Origin of the sequence: Pseudoalteromonas sp. S1727, assembly GCF_005886375.1 — a bacterium.
GTDB classification, from domain to species: Bacteria; Pseudomonadota; Gammaproteobacteria; order Enterobacterales; family Alteromonadaceae; genus Pseudoalteromonas; species Pseudoalteromonas haloplanktis.
On sequence record NZ_PNDT01000065.1, the window covers coordinates 1 to 22878 of the forward strand.

General features: G+C 39.9%; 15 protein-coding genes and 1 riboswitch. Of the genes, 3 read left to right on the top strand and 12 right to left on the bottom strand.

Translation table 11 applies throughout. The features are described from left to right. Positions 1–150: 150 nt before the first annotated feature. From CWB85_RS14785 to CWB85_RS14800, 4 genes are all read right to left on the bottom strand, one after another. Positions 151–1698: a phospholipase D family protein gene (locus CWB85_RS14785; protein ID WP_138555315.1), complete on the bottom strand. Its 1548-nt coding sequence runs from the start codon at positions 1696–1698 to the stop codon at positions 151–153. A 91-nt stretch (positions 1699–1789) separates the two neighbouring features. After that, positions 1790–1984, bottom strand: coding sequence for a (2Fe-2S)-binding protein (locus CWB85_RS14790; protein ID WP_016706844.1), 195 nt, complete (start codon positions 1982–1984; stop codon positions 1790–1792). A 450-nt stretch (positions 1985–2434) separates the two neighbouring features. Beyond that, complete coding sequence (locus CWB85_RS14795; protein WP_138555316.1) at positions 2435–3532, bottom strand: serine hydrolase domain-containing protein; 1098 nt, start codon at positions 3530–3532, stop codon at positions 2435–2437. A 255-nt stretch (positions 3533–3787) separates the two neighbouring features. Continuing rightward, on the bottom strand, positions 3788–4270 hold the full coding sequence (locus tag CWB85_RS14800; protein WP_138555317.1) for a GNAT family N-acetyltransferase: 483 nt from the start codon (positions 4268–4270) through the stop codon (positions 3788–3790). 328 nt (positions 4271–4598) lie between these two features. After that, positions 4599–4709: riboswitch (yybP-ykoY riboswitch) on the top strand. Between the two features lie 83 nt (positions 4710–4792). Here CWB85_RS14800 and CWB85_RS14805 point away from each other — a divergent pair. Next, the gene (locus tag CWB85_RS14805; protein WP_138555318.1) at positions 4793–5350 is read left to right on the top strand and encodes a TMEM165/GDT1 family protein; all 558 of its coding nucleotides are present in this window, start codon (positions 4793–4795) and stop codon (positions 5348–5350) included. Between the two features lie 373 nt (positions 5351–5723). On the opposite strand, the gene CWB85_RS14815 is transcribed toward CWB85_RS14805, so the two are convergent. The 4 genes from CWB85_RS14815 to CWB85_RS14830 all read right to left on the bottom strand — a co-directional run bounded on the left by CWB85_RS14815 (position 5724) and on the right by CWB85_RS14830 (position 10593). Then, positions 5724–7880: a TonB-dependent siderophore receptor gene (locus tag CWB85_RS14815; protein WP_138555320.1), complete on the bottom strand. Its 2157-nt coding sequence runs from the start codon at positions 7878–7880 to the stop codon at positions 5724–5726. Between the two features lie 67 nt (positions 7881–7947). Beyond that, a complete protein-coding gene (locus tag CWB85_RS14820) occupies positions 7948–8469 on the bottom strand; it encodes a DUF6436 domain-containing protein (RefSeq protein WP_016706855.1) in 522 nt (173 codons plus the stop codon). Further along, positions 8453–9919 (bottom strand): methyl-accepting chemotaxis protein, encoded by a 1467-nt coding sequence (locus CWB85_RS14825; protein WP_016706856.1) that lies wholly within the window; start codon positions 9917–9919, stop codon positions 8453–8455. The genes CWB85_RS14820 and CWB85_RS14825 overlap by 17 nt, the downstream gene beginning before the upstream one ends. A 119-nt stretch (positions 9920–10038) precedes the next feature. Continuing rightward, on the bottom strand, positions 10039–10593 hold the full coding sequence (locus tag CWB85_RS14830; RefSeq protein ID WP_016706857.1) for an isochorismatase family protein: 555 nt from the start codon (positions 10591–10593) through the stop codon (positions 10039–10041). A 260-nt stretch (positions 10594–10853) separates the two neighbouring features. Between CWB85_RS14830 and CWB85_RS14835 the strand changes: the two genes are divergently transcribed. Then, the gene (locus tag CWB85_RS14835) at positions 10854–15335 is read left to right on the top strand and encodes an EAL domain-containing protein (protein ID WP_138555321.1); all 4482 of its coding nucleotides are present in this window, start codon (positions 10854–10856) and stop codon (positions 15333–15335) included. A gap of 21 nt (positions 15336–15356) precedes the next feature. Here CWB85_RS14835 and CWB85_RS14840 read toward each other — a convergent pair whose 3' ends face one another. Beyond that, the gene (locus CWB85_RS14840; protein ID WP_249314884.1) at positions 15357–17936 is read right to left on the bottom strand and encodes an ATP-binding protein; all 2580 of its coding nucleotides are present in this window, start codon (positions 17934–17936) and stop codon (positions 15357–15359) included. A 272-nt stretch (positions 17937–18208) separates the two neighbouring features. Further along, complete coding sequence (locus CWB85_RS14845) at positions 18209–19096, bottom strand: cation diffusion facilitator family transporter (RefSeq protein WP_138555323.1); 888 nt, start codon at positions 19094–19096, stop codon at positions 18209–18211. 221 nt (positions 19097–19317) lie between these two features. Here CWB85_RS14845 and CWB85_RS14850 point away from each other — a divergent pair, with 221 nt between their 5' ends. Beyond that, complete coding sequence (locus CWB85_RS14850; RefSeq protein WP_016706861.1) at positions 19318–20760, top strand: GGDEF domain-containing protein; 1443 nt, start codon at positions 19318–19320, stop codon at positions 20758–20760. Between the two features lie 457 nt (positions 20761–21217). Here CWB85_RS14850 and CWB85_RS14855 read toward each other — a convergent pair whose 3' ends face one another. Then, positions 21218–22096 (bottom strand): SMP-30/gluconolactonase/LRE family protein, encoded by an 879-nt coding sequence (locus tag CWB85_RS14855; RefSeq protein ID WP_138555324.1) that lies wholly within the window; start codon positions 22094–22096, stop codon positions 21218–21220. 38 nt (positions 22097–22134) lie between these two features. After that, the gene (locus tag CWB85_RS14860) at positions 22135–22842 is read right to left on the bottom strand and encodes a sulfite exporter TauE/SafE family protein (protein ID WP_016706863.1); all 708 of its coding nucleotides are present in this window, start codon (positions 22840–22842) and stop codon (positions 22135–22137) included. Positions 22843–22878 lie beyond the last annotated feature (36 nt).

Consider the following 22878-nt stretch of genomic DNA (forward strand, 5'->3'; position numbering starts at 1 on the left):
TGTTAAGTTTCTGCCGATTTATAGCGACAGATAAATGGAGTGATAACAAGGCATAAATTTTGACATGTAGTTGTTCTACATGAAAATTTATAACGCAGTTAGCGCTTTATTTAGCCCGCTAGAATGGTTAAATATTTAAGTCGATTGGTATTACAACGCATCCTCTATTGGAAATAGTGACATAAACCACACCTGAAAACGACGCCATCTAGATGTTTGTGGTTCATTATCAAATGTTTCACCTGTCACTGTATCATGCCATAGCAACTTATCTTCCGTTGCACTTTTGAGTGTTAATTGCCACGCAAAAAGATCCATTTTAGAATCAACCCAATCACTTAGCATCATACTCAGTTTTTCACTGTGTACCAGCACCCCCATTTCAGTGTTTAAATCAAATGAGCGAGGGTCTAAATTAAGTGAACCAACAAAAATCAGGCTATCATCAATCGTCATAGTTTTAGCATGTAAACTCGCTTGCGATGAACCTGTTTTACGCATTTTATTATTTGGGATCTCAAGTGCCGCTAAATCGCTGGGCTTTAACTCCCACAATTTCACACCACCGCGTAATAAAGCTGCACGGTAATGACCGTAACCGGCATGTACAGCAGCAACATCTGTCGCCGCCAACGAATTAGTTAGTACAATGACTTCAACCCCTTGTTCTACCCACTCAGTTAATCGATTAACACCTTGATCTTGAGGAATAAAGTAAGGAGAAACAATAATAACTTTGCGTTCAGGTTTACCCATCGCTTTAAAAAGATGCGGTGACATATTGGCTGAGCGCTGCTCTACTTCATTGAGTAACTTATCAGGGTGATCATAAAAAATCTCCGCCTTTTGCCAATCCAAGTTTAAATGGCCAGTACCAAGCATTGTAACCAAATTACTAGCTCTTAAACGCTGTACATAGTTACTTTCATGATTTTGCTTAACGTAGTTATCTAAATAGTCTCCCACCTTCTGCAATGCCATATCATCACTTTCACCTCTGAGAGACTGGATCGGGTAAGCCAGTTCATGATTCCAATAAAGATCAAAGGCAGTTGAAGCCTCAGGTACAATTTTACCAACCGCTAACACATCCAAGTCAATAAACTCCGCATGGTCCTCAGCAGCGTAATAAGCATTACCCATATTCCTACCGCCGGTGATAAACACTTGATTATCAACTATAAAACTTTTGTTATGCATGCGCCGTGACAACAGCTTAAAATTAGTAATAAAACCAAGAGCTGGTAGGCTACGATTAGGAAAAGGATTAAATAACCGAACGGAAAAATTTGGATGATGAGCTAATGCACCTAGATCAAAGGCACTATCTGCTTGAGACATGTCATCGAGTAACAATCGAACTCTTACGCCTCGTTTAGCTGCCGCCAATAAATAAGCAGTAAATAGCTTAGTCGTTTGCTGACGATGGTACAAATAATATTGTACATCAATAGTATGTTGCGCCGACTCAATTAACGCTAAGCGCGCTACAAAGGCATCAACCCCATCAGCAAGCGGATAAAAACCCGATAAATCAGTGTGGTTATAACCCACTAAATCTCCTAAATTACTTTGCTTATCAGCATCAATAGCATAACTGGGAATAATCATATCTCTAGATGGTAAACTTGCGCAACCAAGCATGCAAACTAAGATACTAAGCACACATAGCCATTTAGGCAAATCTTTAAAACGCATTGTAAATCCAGCAATCCCTACAGTGTATTAACTATAACGTGGAATTGCAGATACTGAAAATAATGGCGAAAAATAGCAGGAATAAGAAGGATTAAGCAACTTGATCGGTAATATCAGCAATTTCAATAAGCTTACGATTGAGGATCTTTTTAGTACAGCCGCAGCATTTACCGCACTGACTGCCGACTTTAAGCTCTTTGGAAAGCTCACGCATAGTTGTCGCGCCGTCGTCGATTGTTTGTTCAATTTTTTTATCTGTCACACCGTGACATAAACAGATATACATGAATGAAAAACACTCTCACTTAGATTTGAAACTGCATATTAATCTAAACGTAAACAGTTCGCAATTAGTATTTTGTAAAATTGAGAATTATTTTCATTTTTTTTGGGCAGCGCCACTTAAAATGAGATTTCACGGCAGCTTGAGAATTGTCTGATTTCTGTATAGCAATTGGGGGGAAATTCCCAAACAGCATAACCCGCGGGGTCTTAAATTTAAGTAGAATTAGCTTTAGATAAATTACTTTGTGGGTTGATAAGTTGCTCTCATAAAGGCTTTAAACGCCTTCATGTAAAAATAGTTTTTAGGGAGGTGTGTCAATTTCCACTATAAGCGGACATTACTACCCCCTCCCTGATACACAATGTGTGGCGTAACTTTTTGTATTGTTTAACCAAAACTATGACAACGTAACATGTTCGTAGTTTAGGTGCTTGATATAAAACCTGCGCTTTAGTTACCACTAATAAAAGAGAGCAGAAGTTGATCAATTTCATTATTAACGCCGCCAACACTACTATTATTTAAAATTACGTAGCCAATATTTTTGTCAATTACTGCACGTGTTAATGATGTCCAACCTCGATTAAACCCCGCAAAACCTAAACTACTATTTTCAGTATCTACGACATAGCTCATGCTCCAACGTCCACCTGTATGAGGCTGGACTTGGATCATATCTGCAATAATCTTATTTGATAAAATATTTGATCCTATGTAATTACCTTTATCATTTTTTAACACTGCTTGATTAAATTTTACCAAATCATCCGCAGTGGTAAGGAAGCCAGCAGCTGCAGTTTCCGTGAAATAAACCATCGGGGTTTGGTTGCCATTTTCATCATAAGGACGAGCAAGTTTTGCTTGAGGAATATTAGTAATATCAAACGAGGATTCGGTCATTCCAAGTGGTATCAGAACGTTATTGGCCATAAAGTCACTGAAAGATTGATTAGACACATCTTCAATTAACAACTGAACTACCGTATAACCACCACCAGAGTATGACCACTTAGTGTTTGGTTCATGAATAATTTTAACAGGTCCATCACCACTGTTATTGCCCTCTAAAGACTCAACGAGTGTAGGCAAAGGATCTTCAGCACTTAATCCATTATATCCACTTAATGATAATCCTGAAGTATGAGAGAGAATATTGCGCAGAGTAACCTTGCTAGAGTCAAATTGTGAATTTGGAATTTTCCACCTTTTTAGATAGTCATTAACTGGCTTATCTAGATTAATCTTACCCTGTTCAACTAACTTCATTACCCCCCAAGCAGTAATGACTTTAGAGACGGAACCAACATTAAATACAGTCTCGCGAGTGATTGGGGTACTTTTATCAATATCTGCATAACCATAATAATATGAACCTATCACGTCTTTACCGTGAACAATTGATATAGCAATACCACGAGCTTTGCTGTTTTCAAGAATTAATGGGATCTCCTTGTTTAACATGTCAGCAAACTCTAAGTTTTTGGTTTGTTCAGCGTATAGTGAAAAAGATGATATAAAAAATATGATTAAAAATGTCAGTTTACTCATGGGCATCCTTATCCTTAGAACGAGCCTGTAAATTAACTCGTTTTTTGATTTATTTTTATTAATGGATCAACCATAGCTAAGTTGCTATTTTGATTCAATCAGTTACTTCGATTTTTTGTACAACATAAAATGGATTTGCTTATAATTTCGTATTGTCGATTTTTTACCAAATATTACTGACCCCCTCTTTACTTAAAACATCCATGAACTCACCAATGCTTAGTAACTATACGAGCCCACGGTTAGCTATTTATATTAACTCTTTGCCATCAAAACACGTTCAGATAAGCTTATAGTCATAAAACGACTGTGCGGATCTTCAAGGTAGTCTGAAAAAGGGCCGCAATAACTAAAGCCAAACTTTTCATAGAGGTTTCGCGCAGGTTCAAAATACGCTTGTGAGCCGGTTTCTAAGCTGACCTTTTGATAACCTTGCTCAGCAGCAAAGTTCAGCGCATGCTGAAGCAGCTTAGTTGCAACGCCTGATTTTCTAGCTGAGGTGCTAGTTCGCATTGATTTCAATTCAAGGTGCGAAGAGTCGAGCTTTTTAACAGCTAAACAGCCTTGTAAATTGCCATCAAACCAGCCACTAAAAAAAGTAATATCTGGCGACTTTAGTTTATCAACATCCAGCGCATGTACACTTTCGGGTGGAGACGTCGCATACATATCGGCTAAATGTTCTTCTAATAACTTAATAACGTCACCTGACGATAAATCATCTATGGTGATTTTCATAAATTCATTGTTCCCATATTTTTTATTAAACAATACGCTTAGAATTAGTCAGAGTAAACATGTAGTTAAACGAACCATTAGAATAAACAGTCGTGTTACCTATAATTGATATCGTTTAAACCAGTTTAGCAAACAGCATTTGACAATGCCTGACTTTTCACACAGAGAAATGTCAGCGATGAAAACCAAAAATACTCGCTGCGTATTCATGGTTGCGACTGCCTATCCTTCTCTGAATATTATTTTCCACAAGTCAAAGCATCTCTTTAAGATACTATCCCGTGTCTGTACCTTTACTCTAAAGCTATATTATGGCAAAGTGCGCGCTTCTCGGGGGAGTAGCCTGCTTGACCGCTTTGTTATTAAAGTGCGGCAAGTAAACTTATCAACATAATTGCACCGCAGTGCATGGTAAGTTTGTAATGTAGCAAGCATTATCGGCAAGACCTGGGTAAACACTATCCTCATGGCGGGAGATAGGCGTTTACCTTTGGTTTAATGATCCCGCCTTATAGAAGTAAAATGGATACCTTTATCACATCAACCGTCACCGTTGCCCTAGCTGAAATAGGCGATAAAACCCAGCTTTTATCCTTATTACTAGCTGCCCGCTTTACCAATAAAACCGCCCTTATTTTAGGTATTTTGGTCGCTACACTGATTAATCATGGCTTATCTGCATGGTTTGGAAACTATTTAGCAGGAAGCTTTACATCTGAATACTTACCTTGGATTGTTAACGGCTGTTTTATGATTGTTGGCTTATGGCTTTTGATCCCCGATAAGGATGAAGAAGTCAGCAATAAATACGATCAGTATGGGGCTTTTTTAGTTGCTTTAGGGCTCTTTTTTATTGCTGAAATTGGCGACAAAACCCAAATAGCGACGGTGTTACTTGGGGCGCAATATCAATCTGTATTATGGATCACAATCGGCACGACTCTAGGGATGTTGCTTGCCAATGTTCCCGTTATTTATGCGGGTAATGCGCTGCTCAAACGTATTCCACTGGCAAAAGTAAGAGTGATGGCTGCTTTGGTTTTTGTTGCACTGGGTTGCTATGGCTTAATCACCAGTTAATTATTTATCTGTATACCCAAACCACCTCAAAATGCGAGCGTCGTTGGAATTAAAAGCGATTTAGGCAAGGCATTGATTGCGAGTAATAGTGGTTCTATTGTTAAAATCAATAACGCAGTATAAACGCATTTAAACCAACCCGTTGGGCATCTTGAGGTGGTTTGGGTATCTTAGCACTGACGAGTACACCGTTGCCGGTGCTTGGCCAATACTAAAAGTCTGTGTAGTAAGCAGCAGTATACTAACCGCTCCCATAATACCAAACCACTTTAATAATGACGGTTGCGTACGTTTTACTCTTAGCCAATTCATATAGAACCCAGCCCAAGCATGCAAGTTAAACCCTTGCTTTACTTTCATAAAACCAAGTTATTTAAAATGTGTATTTAGCTGACAAATACACTCGGCGCGGCTCGCCGGGGAAGTGCCCTGCTCGGGTGATGAAACCACTTGATGCATACTCTTTATCAAATACATTTTTCACTGATAGCTGCCAAACCCACTGCTGATACTCAGTTTTCCATGCCATGTTATAAACGGTATACGGCTGAACCTTATAACCATCAAGACTCACCTGTTCGTCAACATAATCAAGCCCCGCCGCAATTGACGAATATAATTGCGGCAACTCATAGCGTGTCCATAACCCTGCGGTATTTTGCGGCGCATTGGCAAATTTATCGCTACCATTTGCTTGCGCTGAGAACTTTTCGCTTTGCTCTACAATACGGGTATCATTATAAGCATAGCTTGCTGTGATCACTAAACGGTCGGTAACATCACCAACAATTTCCAGTTCAAAACCACGGCTATCAACTTCACCCAGCGCTTCCATTTGATCAATCCCCGTATCAGATAGCTCTGTACTGGCTTGTAAAATGTTATTACGAATGATCCTATAGGTTGCCATATTCACCGCTAACGAATCATCAAACAGCTTAGTACGTAAACCAAGCTCGGCGATATTACTGTGTTCAGGTTTAAACGGCCCACCCACATCAGAGTTCTGATTACTAGCTGATTGTGGCATAAAACCGGTGCCATACAGTGCATACGGGAAGAAGGTATCGTTTAAGTTATAACTAGTGCCAATACGGTACGTGACATCGCTGTCTGAAAATTCAATGTTATTAAGCAAATCGGCGTCTTCAAAACGGTCGTACCGTAAGCCAAAAGTGACATTCCACAGCTCGGTTACATCCACTTGATCCTGCGCATAGACACCTACACGAGTTGATTCGGTTGTTGATAAACGCGGTGCCACGCTCTCTAAATCATAGTCCTCTTTTGAGGTCAGCCCGTATTCAGGAGTTAAAATTGAGATCCCTGGCACTGGACCACCTTTACTGGCTTGTACAGCTGTTTTATAAACGGCATCAAACTCATGCTTGTACCAATCTACGCCCACCAGCATGACATGCTGCATGGCAGCAAGCTGCGTTTGTGCAATTAAATTGGCAGTAAAACTAAGTCCGGTATTTTCGCGTTGTTGATCACGAAATTCACGCTCACTCCAATCCAACACGCCATCAGCATCGCTATCACTTAGTCCACGAGGTTCATGATAATTTTGATTTGCTTCATTTTTAAAGTAACGCGCAGTTACATCTGTGCTAACTACATCATTAAACTGATGTTTAAAGCTGGCTTGAAACACATCTGCAAGCACGGTTTGGTAATCCGTTGCTTCATTATGATTCCAACTAATATCAGCAATAAAATTACCATTTTCATCCACTGGCACCCCGCGTAACCGTGCCCCACCTAATTCTTGATCAATATGAGTGTACTGCAGTACTAGGTTTGTGGCGTCGGTAAAATCAAAACGATAGCCTAAGTCAACTATGGTATTGTCTTCGCTGGTGTTCTCACGAAATGGTTTATCTGAATCTTTATAAAGACCCACTCGGTAGGCTTGTGTTTGCGCGTCATTAACACTGCCAGTGGATTCAACAGCCACGCTAAAAAACTCATCATTACCTACTTCAAGTGCTAAAGTTGTGCTGCTGGTATAACTTGGCTTTTTGGTCATGTAGTTAATGATGCCACCGGGATTACCGCTGCCGTAGACCGCACCACTTGGGCCTTTTAGAACCGCCACTTGTTCAATATTAAATAACTGCGGTACTGCAAAGCCACTAAATGGATCGCCTTTTACACCATCGTATAAAATTTCATCTTGGCGAAAACCACGAAACGTCACCCCTGAATAACTAAAGCCATTTACTCCTGCAATATTGCTATACAGATCGGTTACCTGACGTGCGGCCTGATCGCTAATTAAGGCTTGCGGAATCACCTGAATAGACTGTGGAATTTTTTCAAGGGGCGTATCAGTGCGAGTACCAAATGTCGACTCAGTAGGCCGGTACATTGAAAAAGCACGTCCCACAACTGAAATAGTTTCTATGTCTTTTTCTACAACACTAGCTGACTGGTGATCGGGTATTGGATATGGCTTTTCTGCCGCCATTAAAGCACTTGATTGAAAAATAGCTCCTGTCGCAAGCATCATTAAAGAAGAGTTCATTGATATTTCCACAGCAAATAATTGCCGCGCATGATAATGCAAACTAATATCATTTACAACATCAGTGCTATTTACTTACACAATAACAGCCTCGGGTATCTGATATTGACAGCTTACTATTAAACCCGGCACTAAGATTATTGATTGCCAGTTCAACAAAACCGTCGCTAGCTGAACAAGCAAGTCCTGCTGATAAAGGGCCAGCATAAACAAGCTCGCCTTGTTTATCTAACAATACCGCAGCAGGTGTATTAGGCACTAACTTGGCGCTAGCCAAATCTCGCTCAATGATAGCAACGCTAATATTTTGCTTTAGCGCATAAGCGTTTAATTGTTGAATATGATTTTCAGAGCGCCGTGTACATGCGCATTCTTTATCAATGATAATCATCAACCTAGCTTGATCACTTGGCCGCCAATCAGACTCCATTTTAAAACGCTTTAACCAGTGTGGTTGATGTAATTGCCACTGCGGATCAAACTCCCTAAGCCCTGACAGCTGAAAGTAGATTAATGCAGCAATCACAAATGCTAACCAAAGCCCAATCACAGCCAATAATTTATACTGTGATTTACTTAAACTTAGCAATACTTTGCTCTAATAGATCAATACTCACATCGATCATTTGTACTTTTGCAGTTAATAACTCAACAATTTTTGTGTCTTGATCTTGGCTAGAGCGCAAGCTATCTGTACCCGAGGCGATCCGCGCTGTATTGCCAGCTTGTTCAGCAACCACCCGCGCAACTGATTCAGCACTACTGGCGACAGTATTTATCTGCCCAGACACACTTAAAATATTATCTTTCATCGTACTGCTAATTTGCGTGAGTTGTTGTACTACATCAATACAATTTTCCATCGATTGCGTTGCGTTACGGCTATTGCTGACCAGATCTTTAAGCGTGTTGGCAATTTTATCAGTGGTCGCTTTACTGTTATTCGCTAATGAGCGTACTTCGTCAGCTACTACAGCAAAACCACGTCCTTGCTCGCCTGCTCGGGCTGCTTCAATCGCAGCATTTAAAGCAAGCAAATTAGTTTGTTCTGCAATACCTGATATCTCACTTAATAAACTCGATATCACCTCACACGCAAGCGCAAGGTGGTTGATTTGTTCTTCGGTATGATTTAAATGATGGCGTAGCTCTTGGCTTTTGTTATCTGTTTCTTGCACTTTAATTAAGGCATCACTGGCCGCCAAGGTAATAGTGTCAACTTGTTGCTTTAATATTTCACTTTCTTTTTCTACTAATGTAAAGCCTTGGGCAACCTGCTCACCTGAAACAGCTATATTATTAGTTTGCACCGTACGACTCGTGGCGGCATCAGCCAGCTCATCATGCACCGCCACCAGCTCTTGCGAATTACTTTGCAATGATACTGATTCTGTTTTCACTTGCTCAATTACTTTATTAAGCGTATCCAACAGTGTGTTAAAACCTTTTACAGCATCACTTTTCGTATCATCAGCACGCACAGATAATTTTATATGAGCTGGATCTTGCATAATTTCTTCAGTGGCTGAACTAAGTGACATGCCACCGCGGCGCTCTCTTTGCAATGTTTTTGCTATATAGCCGGCAACAAACGCTTCAACAATTGCATAACCTGCATGAATGAGAACAGTAGTAAAAGCTAAACGGTCCGGATCAAAAACATAAAAACCCGCCCCTTGAGTTTGTAAAAAATAAAAAGATAAGTGGTGAATTGCAACAAACACTATGGCAGTAATAAAGACTCGCCACTGCACAAACATGATCAATACTGCCATTAAAATGAATATTTCAAAATGCACTTCAATTAAACCAAAGGTTTGTTGAATATGTAAAAATGAAAACATCATCATCGCCGCAGCAACTACATGAGGTGTTAGCGGATTAGTGGGCTGAGTACGTAATAGCCAAATTGGAAAAATCAACAATGGTAAACCAACAACAAATGCTGGCACTAAAGTTGAAAAATACCAGCCGACAGCCAAAGACTCAATAAACAACAAAGTAAAAATAGCTGTAAACAATCGACTCACACTAGACATAGTCACTCCAAGCAAATTCTATAAAGCATCCGTGCGGTTAAAGCTCACAATATTCGGTTACAAAAGTCGCCACACACGCTGACTTTTGTTGAGGTACATTATAATTATAGAGCATTAAATTACTTTACAATTTTTAAAATTTCTTTAAATACTGGGGTGGCTGCAATATCAGTCCATTGAAAAATTACACTTTCTGCACAACTTATCACCGCTCCTGCTTGTCTAAGTTGCTCAATGGCCAACTCTCGATGTAAATCATTACGTGAACTGACGCCATCGGCGATCAAAAATACTTGATACCCATTTGCCAATAAGTCAAAACATGTTTGTAATACGCAAACATGAGCTTCCATTCCCACCACAATAATTTGCTGGCGCTGATAAGTTGCCAGCTGTTCTAAAAAGCCTGGCTCTTTACAAGCACTAAAATGTGTTTTATCAAAATAGTTAACCTGCTTAAATTGCTGTTGTATTTGCAGATCAGTCTCACCGAGGCCTTGTTTATATTGCTCAGTGAGCAAAGCTGGAACCTGCAGTAACTCAGCCGCTTTCGCTAATTGCATTGTGATCTGTTTTACCTGCTCGAAACGTTTCATAGCCGGTTGTAATTTTTCTTGGATATCAATGACTAATAGTAGGCTTTGCGCTGCCTGTGCGTTAAATGAATTTAGCAACTTTAGCTTCCTGTAAAATAACCCTAGCGATCACCCTAATGCATTTACCATTACCGTATAACCTTATGCTAGATAATATAGCGTATCAATAGTAGGTATAGATTAATGCAGTTAATATGGCTAATTCTTTAATTGAACAGCAAATTGTTATGCTATATTTACTCACGACTCGCGTTTTTTACTAAATTGGAGCAATAACATAAGTGCGGCTGTGCAACGTGTATCTTATTTTATTCAGTATCATTCTCTGTGTGTGCAGCATGACTGCAGGTGCTCAAAATTATGCTCAACAATTACAGCGTATTTCGACTGATGAAGGACTATCACAAGGCCATGTCAGTAGTACATTGCAAGATAAGCTTGGTTTTATTTGGATTGCCACTCTACAGGGCTTAAATCGTTTTGATGGCTATCAAGTCAAAACCTTTTCCAGCAAATACAACCTCGATCAATTGATGATTATTCTCTTATTTGAAACAAGCAACGGCGATATATTTGTTTCGACAGAATACTCTGGTGCGTTTCTAATCGACCCTGTCACACTTGAAGTAGAAAAAGTTTACTCCGGTAAATTAAATGCTGAAGATAGCCGCTATTCTCCTATTTTGGCTATTACTGAATATCAACAGCATTTTTATTATGCAATTAATGAGCATGTGTATATTTTTGATATTAAAAATAATACATTTAGCCACGAATTTTCGCTCAATAAAGATGATCACATCGTGCGGGCACTGACCATCCATGATAATTTTTTATATATCGCCACAAGTGATGGCTTATACGCTAAATCACTCGTTGACGATCATATAACTAAGATCCCCCTTGTTGCTAAAGATAAGCTCACTGCAGATAAAAACAATACCAAGTTTTTAACTGTTGATCCGCAGCTAGGCTTATTAGTTGGCACGGTTGAAGGGTTATATTCAATCCCCTTTGATGATAACAACCGTCTCAATTTTGATGCTGTTGCTGCACTATTCCCTGAGCATAACATTTGGGACTACGTCAATACCCCCTATGGCGAGTTTATCGTCACAGAAAGTGGCTTGTATCAATATCACCGTAGTACAGGTAAAAGCGAATTTTTATTGCGCTTTGACCAAAGTAAGTTTCATATGACAGATAACACCATTCTCGACATTATGGTCGATAAAACAGGGCTTATGTGGTTAGCATCACGCTCTCAAGGTGTATTCACTTGGTCAAGTTTGGCTCGACGTTTCGGTAATGTGCAAATCACTGCCGCTGATAAACTACATAACAATATTATTCTTGCTATCCATCAAGACAAAAACAATATCTGGTTAGGTACTGAAAATGGCTTAGCTAAAATAGCAGATGATGGCACAACCAACGGCACTTTTCTAACCAGCGATGATAGCAAAGCATTTTATGGCCAATTTGGTGTGTATGGCATTGCTGGCGCTGATCTAAATGAACCCGGTCGTTACTTATGGTTACTGTTATATAACCACTTAGCTTTATTTGATACTCACACAGAACAACAACTGCCATTACCGATGGACGAAGCCAGCAAAAATATTTTTCAGCAAAGTCCAATCTATGGTTATCATCAAATTGACGATGACAATTTTGCATTTTTTAACGATGATAACTACTTTCTATATATGGGTAAAACAGGCCATGCTCGGGTAATAAAAGGTCTAAAAGAACAATTAGATACAAAAAATGCACATCGATTTTTAAAGCCATTACCAAGTCACCCTGAGGATTATTTACTCAGCATGTCAGGGGCTTTATATCGCTATAATGAGAAAACCCAACTGCTTACCCTAGTCTACGCTGTCGAAAACTACAATCCATTGAATTATGTAACAATAGAAGATTGGGTGATCGATTATAATAACACCCTTTGGTTGGCCTCAAACCAAGAAGGACTAATAGGCATTGATGCTACCAGCTATGATATAAAATATCGCGTTAATACAAAAACGGGTTTAAAAGCCAAGGCATTGGCTGCTTTGCAAATAGACCAATTTGGGTTTTTATGGATGAGTAGTAATAATGGCCTCTACCGACTCGATTTAAGTTCAATGCAAGTGCATGCATACACAGTAAAAGATGGGCTTACTGTCAACGAGTTCAATTTTGACTCACACCTGCAACTAGCTGACGGGAGGTTAGCATTTGGCAGCACTCGCGGGATGCTGACTCTCGCACCGCAAGATTTCCTATCAGTGCCTGATGATCGTCACAACGCAACAACTGAAATCACTGATATTACGTTGTTTTCACGAGCACTGAATTATCACCCTCAGCAATATGCAGAGCAAACATTAAACCTCAGTGATGAAGACATGGGACTGGAAGTTAGTTTTTCAAACTTTGACTACCAAAATGTCGATAAAACACGTTTTAAAGTCATGTTGGAGGGACCAAGCTCACTTAGTTATGATGAATACACAAGTAATAAACTATTTTTTACTAAACTTCCCCCTGGTGACTATACGCTGTCGATTGCAGCTTACAATTTAAATAGCGCAGGCTTAGGAGAGACAAAAACCCTTCATTTTAATGTGGCTTACGCTCCATGGCGCTCACCTTTAGCGATCAGTTTGTATACTGTTATTATCTTGGCAGTATTATTTTTCATTTTTTGGCAATACCGCGCTCGCCAAGCCGTTACAAAGCACGCCCATGATGAAATTCTGCAGTCGCAACAACAAACTGAGTTGGCATTAAATAGCAGTAAAAGTGGCGTATGGGAAGTCGACATTAATGCTCAGTGGATCACTCAGCAACGGCTCAAGCATGAGCTAGGCTATAAAACATGGCCGCAGAAACTAGGATTTAATGCCTATTTAGCCCTTATTCATCCAGATGATCAGCGTCAGTTTAGCAATGACTGGCAAGCATTCTTAAATCAAAGCAGTAATGAGCAATGGCAAATAACCTACCGCCTTAAGCATGCAAAAGGCCACTGGTTATGGTATCAAGATATTGGCAAAGTGATTGAAACCGATGCGCAAGGTTTCCCCTTAAAGCTCACGGGCATATACACTAATATTACCGAGCAACGTGCCACAGCACTGCAGGCAGCAGTGCTTGGTGAAGCATTCAGCCAAATCAACGATTGGCTGCTTATTTTAGATTCTCAGCTGCTGCCATTTTCTGTTAACAACAGTTTCGCAGAGGCTTTTTCTATCCAAGCAAACACCGCAAAACTTGAGCTAAAACGCTTTTTAAGAGCAATGGGTAAAAAACAATACCTTGATTTTATTAACATTCTAAAATCACTATCACCAAAACAAAATTGGCATGGTGATGCTTATATCAAAACCAAAACAAATCCATCACACCCAATTCATATTAGTATTACTGCCGTCGCAAAAGACACTGAGGTCGTGAGCTATTACGTGGTGGTGATTTCAGACCTTACCGAGCAAAAGCGTGCTGAAAATGAGCTTCGCTATCTGGCTAACTACGATCCATTAACTAAACTGCCAAATCGCTCATTAATGTATCAAAAGATATCCCAAGCAATTAAAGACGCCGATAAACGTGCCTCGCTTGTTGCTCTACTTTTCATTGACTTAGATAAATTTAAACCCGTCAACGACTCGTTTGGGCATGCGGTAGGCGATCAACTGTTATGTGATATTACTAACAGAATGAATAACATGCTGACTAAAAATGCCATTGTTGGGCGCCAAAGTGGTGACGAATTTTTACTACTAATTAAAAACTTAGACTCACCACAAGGTTTAAGTGAATTAGTTCGAAGCCTGACAGAGGAACTTGCAAAACGTGTAGTGATCAATGATTTTGCCATCAATATATCAGCCAGTATCGGTGTCGCTTTATACCCATTTGATGCCAATACCACCGATGAACTTATTCGTAATGCCGATATTGCAATGATGCATGCAAAACAGTCTGGACGTAATGGCTTTAAGTTTTTTACTGAGCAAATGAATAATCAAATCACGCAAAAATTACTTCTTGAAAATGCTTTAAAAGATGCATACAAAGATGATTTATTTTTTAATAATTACCAGCCTATCGTAAATACTAAAACAAAAAAAATAAATGGTGTAGAGTTGCTGATGCGCTGGCAACATCAAGCTAAGCTGATCTCACCAGCCGTATTTATTCCCATAGCTGAAGAAACTGGCTTAATAAATGTACTCACTGAGCAAGCGCTTGCGCGTGCACTTAAAGAGCTAGCCCCCCTATTTAGAGCTAATTCACGTTTTTATTTATCGCTTAACCTCTCACCGATGCATATTTTAAAATCCAATTTAACCGAACGCTTACTGCTTATTCTCAATCAGCATAATATAAAACCAAGCCAGCTGCGCTTAGAGATCACCGAGAACACCTTACTTGATGACAAAAATAAAGCCGCAAAGCAATTACATGCACTTAGAAGCGCAGGTTTTAAATTATTATTGGATGATTTTGGTACTGGTTATTCGTCTTTAACCTATCTGAGCCAATTTCCAATTGATGTCATTAAAATAGATCAAAGCTTTGTGCGCAATATTGGCTTAGATAGCAGCAACGAATCAATTATCAAAACAATTCACACATTAGCTGAAAACCTAGGTTTATATTGCATTGCTGAAGGCGTAGAAACTATTGCACAAATGCACTTCTTAAATCAGATAGGTTGTGATGACCTACAAGGTTACTATTTCGCAAGACCAACCACAGCAGCTCAGCTAATAAATGACGACTATATTCAAACCGTACATCAGCAATTGCATACTGCTTAATAAGTTCTAAGTTAACGCGACTTAGCGATTGCCCCACTTTTTAAGGCAGCGATACAATTGACTACGCTCAACTGGTTTAGCTATAAAATCATTCATACCGACTTCGAGGCAGCGCTTTTGATCCTCTTCAAACGCGTTGGCGGTAATAGCAATAATAACCACGGGGCCAAACTTATCACTGTTTTCACGGATATGTGTCGTACATTGATAACCATCCATAACCGGCATTTGGCAGTCCATCAAGATGATATCAGCCCTATTTTGCTGCAAACTCAGTAATGCTTTTTCACCATCGCTGGCAATTTCAAGCTCGCAATGAGTTTGTGTCAGCATTTTTGATATCACAATTTGATTGATCGGGTTATCTTCAACTAACAACACTTTTACCCCTGATAGATCAGGTAAAATGGCTTGCGTATCATCAACCGCTTTATGCTCTGCAACTGTCACTGGTAGAATAATGGTAAAACAACTACCCACATCTTTTTCACTGTCTAAACTGAGTTTACCATTCATTAATTGCACAATACGTTTGCAGATCACCAGCCCCAACCCAGTACCGCCATACTCTCGGGTCGTCGAAATATCGGCTTGCGTAAACTCATTAAACAAAATGCTTTGTTGTTGTTTTGAAATACCTATGCCAGTGTCTTTAATGACTACAGACAAATTGCCATTTGAGTAGTCTATTTGCATGGTAATCTTACCCATTTTGGTAAATTTACCGGCGTTACTCAATAAATTATTAACGACTTGGCTTAGCCTGAGTGAATCGAGTTCTACTGCGTCAGGCACTGCCGCTGTCATCGTAAACTCAAATTCAACCTCAGGGCGTACACCGGTATCAGAAAACACCTGCGCAATTTGGCTAAATAGCTGGCGTATCGGCACTGTATGAATATCAAGTTTGAGAGCACCCGCTTCAATTTTAGAAAAATCTAAAATATCGTTTAAAATCAATAATAAATTTTTTGCGCTTTGTTGTACCATTTGCAGTTGGTCACGGTATTCTGGCTTTAGGTCATTTGCATTAAGTAAAATATCGGTCAATCCCATAATTCCATTCAGTGGGGTGCGAATTTCATGACTCATATTGGCTAGAAATTGTGATTTGGCTTGGCTGGCTTGATTTGCAACCGCAACAGCTTTAATTAGCTCATCTGTTTTTTCATTAACTTGGTATTCCAGTTGCACATTAAAATGCTTCAAGCGCTGGTTGAGCGCAGCATTCTCTGTATTGACTTGATCTAAATCTTTAAAGTTGCTTATTAATTTAAATGCTAAGGTTGCAAACTGTTGTTGTAATCTAAACACTTCCAGCCAAGCATTATGCTTAGTGTCTAAATCTCCTACATCAGCCTTAGGGTCAAAGGCATCAATTTGTTCTGCCAACTCATCGATAGGCCGAACTAACCAACGGCTCAATTGAGTAATAAATATGCTGATCAGAATAATCACCAACACTGTCAACAACAGTGATTGCCCCCATGCACTGGCAGCAACTAAATTGGCATACTTACGTGGTAATAAACTGGCCACATACCAACCTTGCTGCTGAGATAAAACCACCTTCACATAATATTGCTCACCATCGATGGCGGTGGTCATAATCGAATATTGATTACCCTGTAGGTGCGTAAAGTCTTCGCCAGAAAGTTGAGCCAGCACTTGGTAGTGAGATTCCAACGTACTAAAAACCACCTGTTTTTTGGCATCAAGTACTATCAACTCGCCTTGGTTATCAAATATCGTTGGTCGAAATTGTTCGAATGACCCCAATATTAATGAGCCTTCTACCACTCCCTGAAAACGCTCGTTGATATACACAGGTGCAGACACGCCAACAATCGGAATATTACCAAAGCCTCGGCCTCGAAAAATATTAGAAATATAGCCATTTGGTGAATCTTTGCCTTGAATATAGTAATCGCGGTCGGCCACCGATAAACTACTGCCTTTTAAACTTTCTTGTAAACTAAGCGGATTAAATACACGTGCAATGGCGTTTTCATCGGTCACAATGGAGCTAAGAAAACTAGGATACAGTGTCATTAAATGCTCCAGTGCAACTTCCTGCGCAACCCCCTGCTCAATCGCTTTGGCTGTTAATACAATGCCACGGCGATAATCATTTAAATACAGGTCTATTTTAGCGGCAATATCCTCTGATTTTTCAGACAACTGTGCCTTTACTTCATACTCGATACGAGCGTAGTGATTATTGGTCAAGGCAATAGAAGTTAGAAGCACGACCAAAATGATCAAAATACTAACGATGTAATTGAGGATTTGGTACAGTGAATAAGCGCGTTTTTGCCACGCTTGCTGAATAAAGAAAAAGCTAATTAAATCAACAACGCATAATATTATTGCCGCATTTAATAGATACTTCACCAGTGCTGTAACCGTTGTTAGCCAAGGCAGTGCAATAATAAAATAGCCAATCGCAGCTAAGATAGGAATACCAATCACTAGCCAATATATTATGCCACGCACAAACAATAATCGTGCTTTTCTCTGGCTGAAATAATAAAGCCAGATCACTTCACCAATAAACACCAAGGACGGCCAACAATGCCCCCAGCGATAAAAAATGAACATTGCACTAATTACACAGGCAATTAACGCATAACGCAGGCCAAACAATAGCAAGCAAATTAAAACAAAAAACTGGCCAAATAAAAATTCAGAGCTATCGAGAAACCAAAAGGGCAGTAGATTTACAAAACCAGCTAACACACCCAATAAAAGGGAACAACAAAAAGCAAAATAACGGTGCTGAAAAACTGGCAATGAATTGTCCAAAACAATAAGGCGTATACCTTAAAGTAAAAGAAAAAAACCACTTTGCCAAGTGAACGAGCGATTATTATTTAATGCTTACAACCATTACTTTCAATTTGTAACACACTGATGGCTATTTTAAATTGTTGTGCCAACAACTGCTCAACCTTCAGTCGGCATGCTTCGTCATGTTTTTCCTTTGTACAATGCTGCTTTAACACCACATGTGCACCGACTACAAGATCTTTATCACGACGGCTGACCGTCACATTATGCACATTTTCCACGTGTTCAACTTTACCAATTGCTTGCTCAATATCAGCCACATCAGGCAGTTTAGCTTTATTTAAACGTAACCCTTTCACACAGCTAATTATCACCTTGATACCAGTGAACAACACAAACAGCGCAATCAACATACTCGATAAAATATCAATCACGCTCCAGCCAGTGAGGTAAATAAGTACCCCAGCAATAAAAGTAGACACGGTTGATATTAAATCAAAAAATGAATGTAGAAAAACGGCATACACGTTAATACTAGCCTTGCGGCCTTTATATAATACCCAAGCCGCCGCACCGTGAAATAAAAAACCTGTCGCAGCAATGACCGACATTAAATAACTATTAACTTCAGGTCCCTGCCCTTCATGATGGTGTAAAAACCGCTCCCCACCTTCATATAAAATCACTAAACTGATCGCCAAGTACAAACAGCCGTTGATCAAACCACCCGTTAACTCTGCTTTTTGATAGCCATCATTATAATTTTTAGCCAAATGAATTGCTAAGCTAGAGGCAATTAACGCTATAAATAAAGAGCTATTATGAACAAATAAGTGCCCCGCATCGGCCAGCACAGCTAACGAATTAGCAAAGTAAGCGCCGATAACCTGAATAACCATAAATGAACAGGTAATAGCGAGTGCTATTAATAATCTGCGGCGAGAAGCTTGATGCGTTGTAATGTCAGTCATGAAAAGCGGTTTTACCTGTGCTTAAGTGTGCTAAAAATCATCATTCTAAGAAAGATCGAAAAGGGGGTAATGATATACAGTATCAATTGTAGTACTTCCAAGACTCAAACGCACTATAAAACTTAATATCTCGCTAATTTCTCTATTAAACGCGCAATTAAAGTACCATTTTCCTATAATTGAATGTAAGCTACATATGTTAATAGGAAGTTGGAAAGCCAGTGAAACAGTATTCAGTCGATGAAATTTGGCAATCATTACACGCATTACCAATTGCAATCATGCTGTTTGATGATCAAGCTGATACATTGCATGCTAACGCTTCATGCCAGCAGTTATTTGATTTGATGCCCACAACCAGCCCCGTTCAACATGCCTTTGAACATTTCTCTATTTTACCTTTATGCGAAAACAGCCCCATTGATTTCAAAACGTTTTTAACACCTAAAAACAGCGCTGAACACAATTTCAAAATTATAAAGAAAAATACCGCATTGGGCATCAAAGTTACCTACAGTTTAATTGCACCGCAATTAATGATGCTCGCCTGTGAGCCACATTCAATCACATCCCAGCAAGCTGACTTTGACGAAGTTATCGCAAAAATTTCAACCCAGCTTATCGATATACAAAGTGACAATTTAGATCAACAAATCGAAAGCGCTTTAAAAGCCATTGGTACATTTTGTGATGCCGACCGCAGTTACTTATTTCAGTTTAGTGAAAACGGCAAAGCCATGAGTAACACCCACGAGTGGGTCAATACACAAGTCAAACCATTTAAAGAAAAACTACAAGGTATCTCACAAGATTTACTGCCGTATTTTTTTGCTACGATGAACGAAAAACACGTTTTCAACGTGCCAAATGTTAGTTTGTTGCCCGCAAGTGCTGTGGCTGAAAAAGCTGAATTTGAAGCTGAAGGTATTAAGTCTGTTTTATGTATTGGGCTACGCTCGGAAAACGCTTTATTTGGGTTTATTGGCTGTGATTGCGTAACACATATGCGTAATTGGACCGACACCGATCTGATGCGTATTAAACTTGTAGGTGAAATTATTGCCAATGCGCTCAAAAATGTTTTTTATAAGCAACGTCTAGAACATATTCAACAACAACTGCTATTAGCCAATAAAGAACTGCAAACACAGGCTAATCTGGATAGCTTAACAAACATCGCCAATCGTCGCTGCTTTGATCAAACCTTAGCCAATGAAATCCAACGCGCGACACGATCTGCTCAACCCTTAAGTTTGATCATTGCAGATATTGATTATTTTAAGCTGTACAACGACAATCACGGCCATCAACAAGGTGATGAAGTACTCAAACAGGTAGCTCAAGCACTGGATAGTTTGTGTAAACGCCAAGGCGACTTAGCAGCGCGCTATGGTGGCGAAGAATTTGCTATCGTACTACCCAGTATAGATAAAACCCACTGTTTAAAATTCGCCAAGTTACTACAACTGCAAATAAACCAATTAAAAATTGCTCACCCAGACTCTAAAGTCGCTGATCACCTCACCATGAGCGTAGGCTGCTACAGCTGCTACCCCGACCAAAAAACCACCGCAGATATGATGATCCTCGCCGCCGACAGCGCATTATATTTGGCAAAAAACTCAGGCCGAAATCAAATTCAGGTGTTTGACGAAGAGCATTAAAGCCATGTGCTTATAGCTGTGAGTATACCTCGTGACAAACCAAAGCGTTGCATGTTGCTTAACAGCCCCCCTTTATAAATTCAACAATTCTCCAAATACCCTGTACTGTAGGTCGTGCTTTAGCGCGAAAATTAACTGGGTTTCAAACAAACCACGGTGTTAACAATCCATCCATGGAGCTTGGTTACATCGGTCATCCATGACCTCACTTCCTCAGGCTGCACTGTTTATCAAGAAAGTCGTTTACTTTAGGCATCCTGCCTTTCGCCATAAAGGCCTGCTTCGCAGTTCAAAAATATTCCCGATATTTTTGTCGGTCCCTCGTCACCTAAGCCGCCGCTGTTGTAGGTCGTGCTTTAGCGCGAAAATTAACTGAATTTCAAACAAACCACGGTGTTAACAATCCGTCCAGGGAGCTTGGTTATTTTAGATCAAAATGCTCAGTAATTTCGTATCTCTATGTCAGCTGCACTGGGGTTTCTGCGATCCCTTGGACATTGGCTTGTAAAATAAACACAGCGCCGCTGTGGGGGTACTTTTCTAGCATATCTTCGCCTAGGCCGGTGCGTGCGGATGTCACGGCGATGCTCGTGAGATCATCGCCAAAAAAGGTTAGGCTGGTGATGCGTGGTGCGGGGAGTCGGTAGAAGCTGCTCACTGAGCCTTTTTCATTAAAACGATACAAGCCATGACCATTCCAAGATGCAACCCACAGGTGGTCATCGTTATCTACTGTCATACCATCTGGAAAGCCCATTGACTCGTCAAACTTTGCAAAGACTCGTTTGTTGCTCAGCTTTCCCTGCGGGTTTAAATCAAATTGGTAAATAGTGCGCGAGGAGGATTCTGTTGAATATAAAATACGGCCATTTTTACTGATTGCAGGACCATTACTGATCACATAGTTTGTATCCACTTTTTGTAAGCTTTTGCCATTACCGAGCCGATACAGCGAGCCTGAGTTTTGCTGCTCAAGCTTGTCCATCGTGCCGAAAAACAAATGCCCGTGACGATCAGTTTTAGCGTCGTTTAAACGATTACCTGAAGGCTCATTGAGTTGGTAATACAGTAATCCTCTTTGTAAGGTGTTGCTATCGAGGTAGTAAATTGCATTTTCAAATCCTGCGATAAGTTGTTGGTCCTGAGTTTCCATTAACCAACAGATAGGCTCCGGCATGTGATAAGTGTGTAATGTTTGCTGTGTAAAATCAAACCGGTATAGCGCTTTACTTAAAATATCAACCCAAAATAAGCTGTTAAAAGAACGGCTATAATAAGGCCCTTCACCAAGTAGGCATTGGCAAGGGATAATCATTTTTATTGCGTTAATTACCATGGAAACCTTATTTAAAGCCACATTAAAGGGCAACCATATTAACGGTGAATAAAAATAAGTGCTAGGCCAGAGAAGGTCGCAACTAAGATAATTAATATACGAGTGGCCTTTTCATTGATACTGTTGTTAACAAAATAGGAAGCCCCCCAACCAATTAGAATTGCCGGTAAGCACTTTAAAAATAACATAATATCATTCATATCAGCGGAGCCTGTTACTAATAAAGCAAGAATTCCAAACAGATTAATGAATACAAAAAAGATACTGAGGTTTGCTTTAATTTTATCTTTATTTTGTGCTTGATACAGCAACCCCATTGGTGCACCGCCTGCAGAAGTTGTGGTGCCAATAAACCCGGATGCAATAGACGCAACAAGGTTAGATAACATGGTCAATTTAGGCGACCAACCCGTTAAAGACAAACCAACAGCAAGTAATAAACAACTGCCTAAGAGCAGCCGATATTGATCAGAGTCAACATACACCATTACAGTGGCGGCACTGAGTACACCGAGTGCTCCACCAAAAATGGAGTAGCCTGTTTGCTTGATATCAATTGCGCCACGATGCTTGACGGTGAGTAAAGCTGTGATCAAAAGAGCATTTAGGATCATAGGAGCGGGTACTAGCTCGGGCATCAACCAGTACAAAACAGGCACGCACAGTAAGCCCAGACCAAAGCCAATAACGCACTGTAAGCATGCTCCTATTATTAATATAAAATAAACGAGTACAATATCGGGCAACGCATTTCTACCTTTTAAGCTGGTTTTGACTAATAT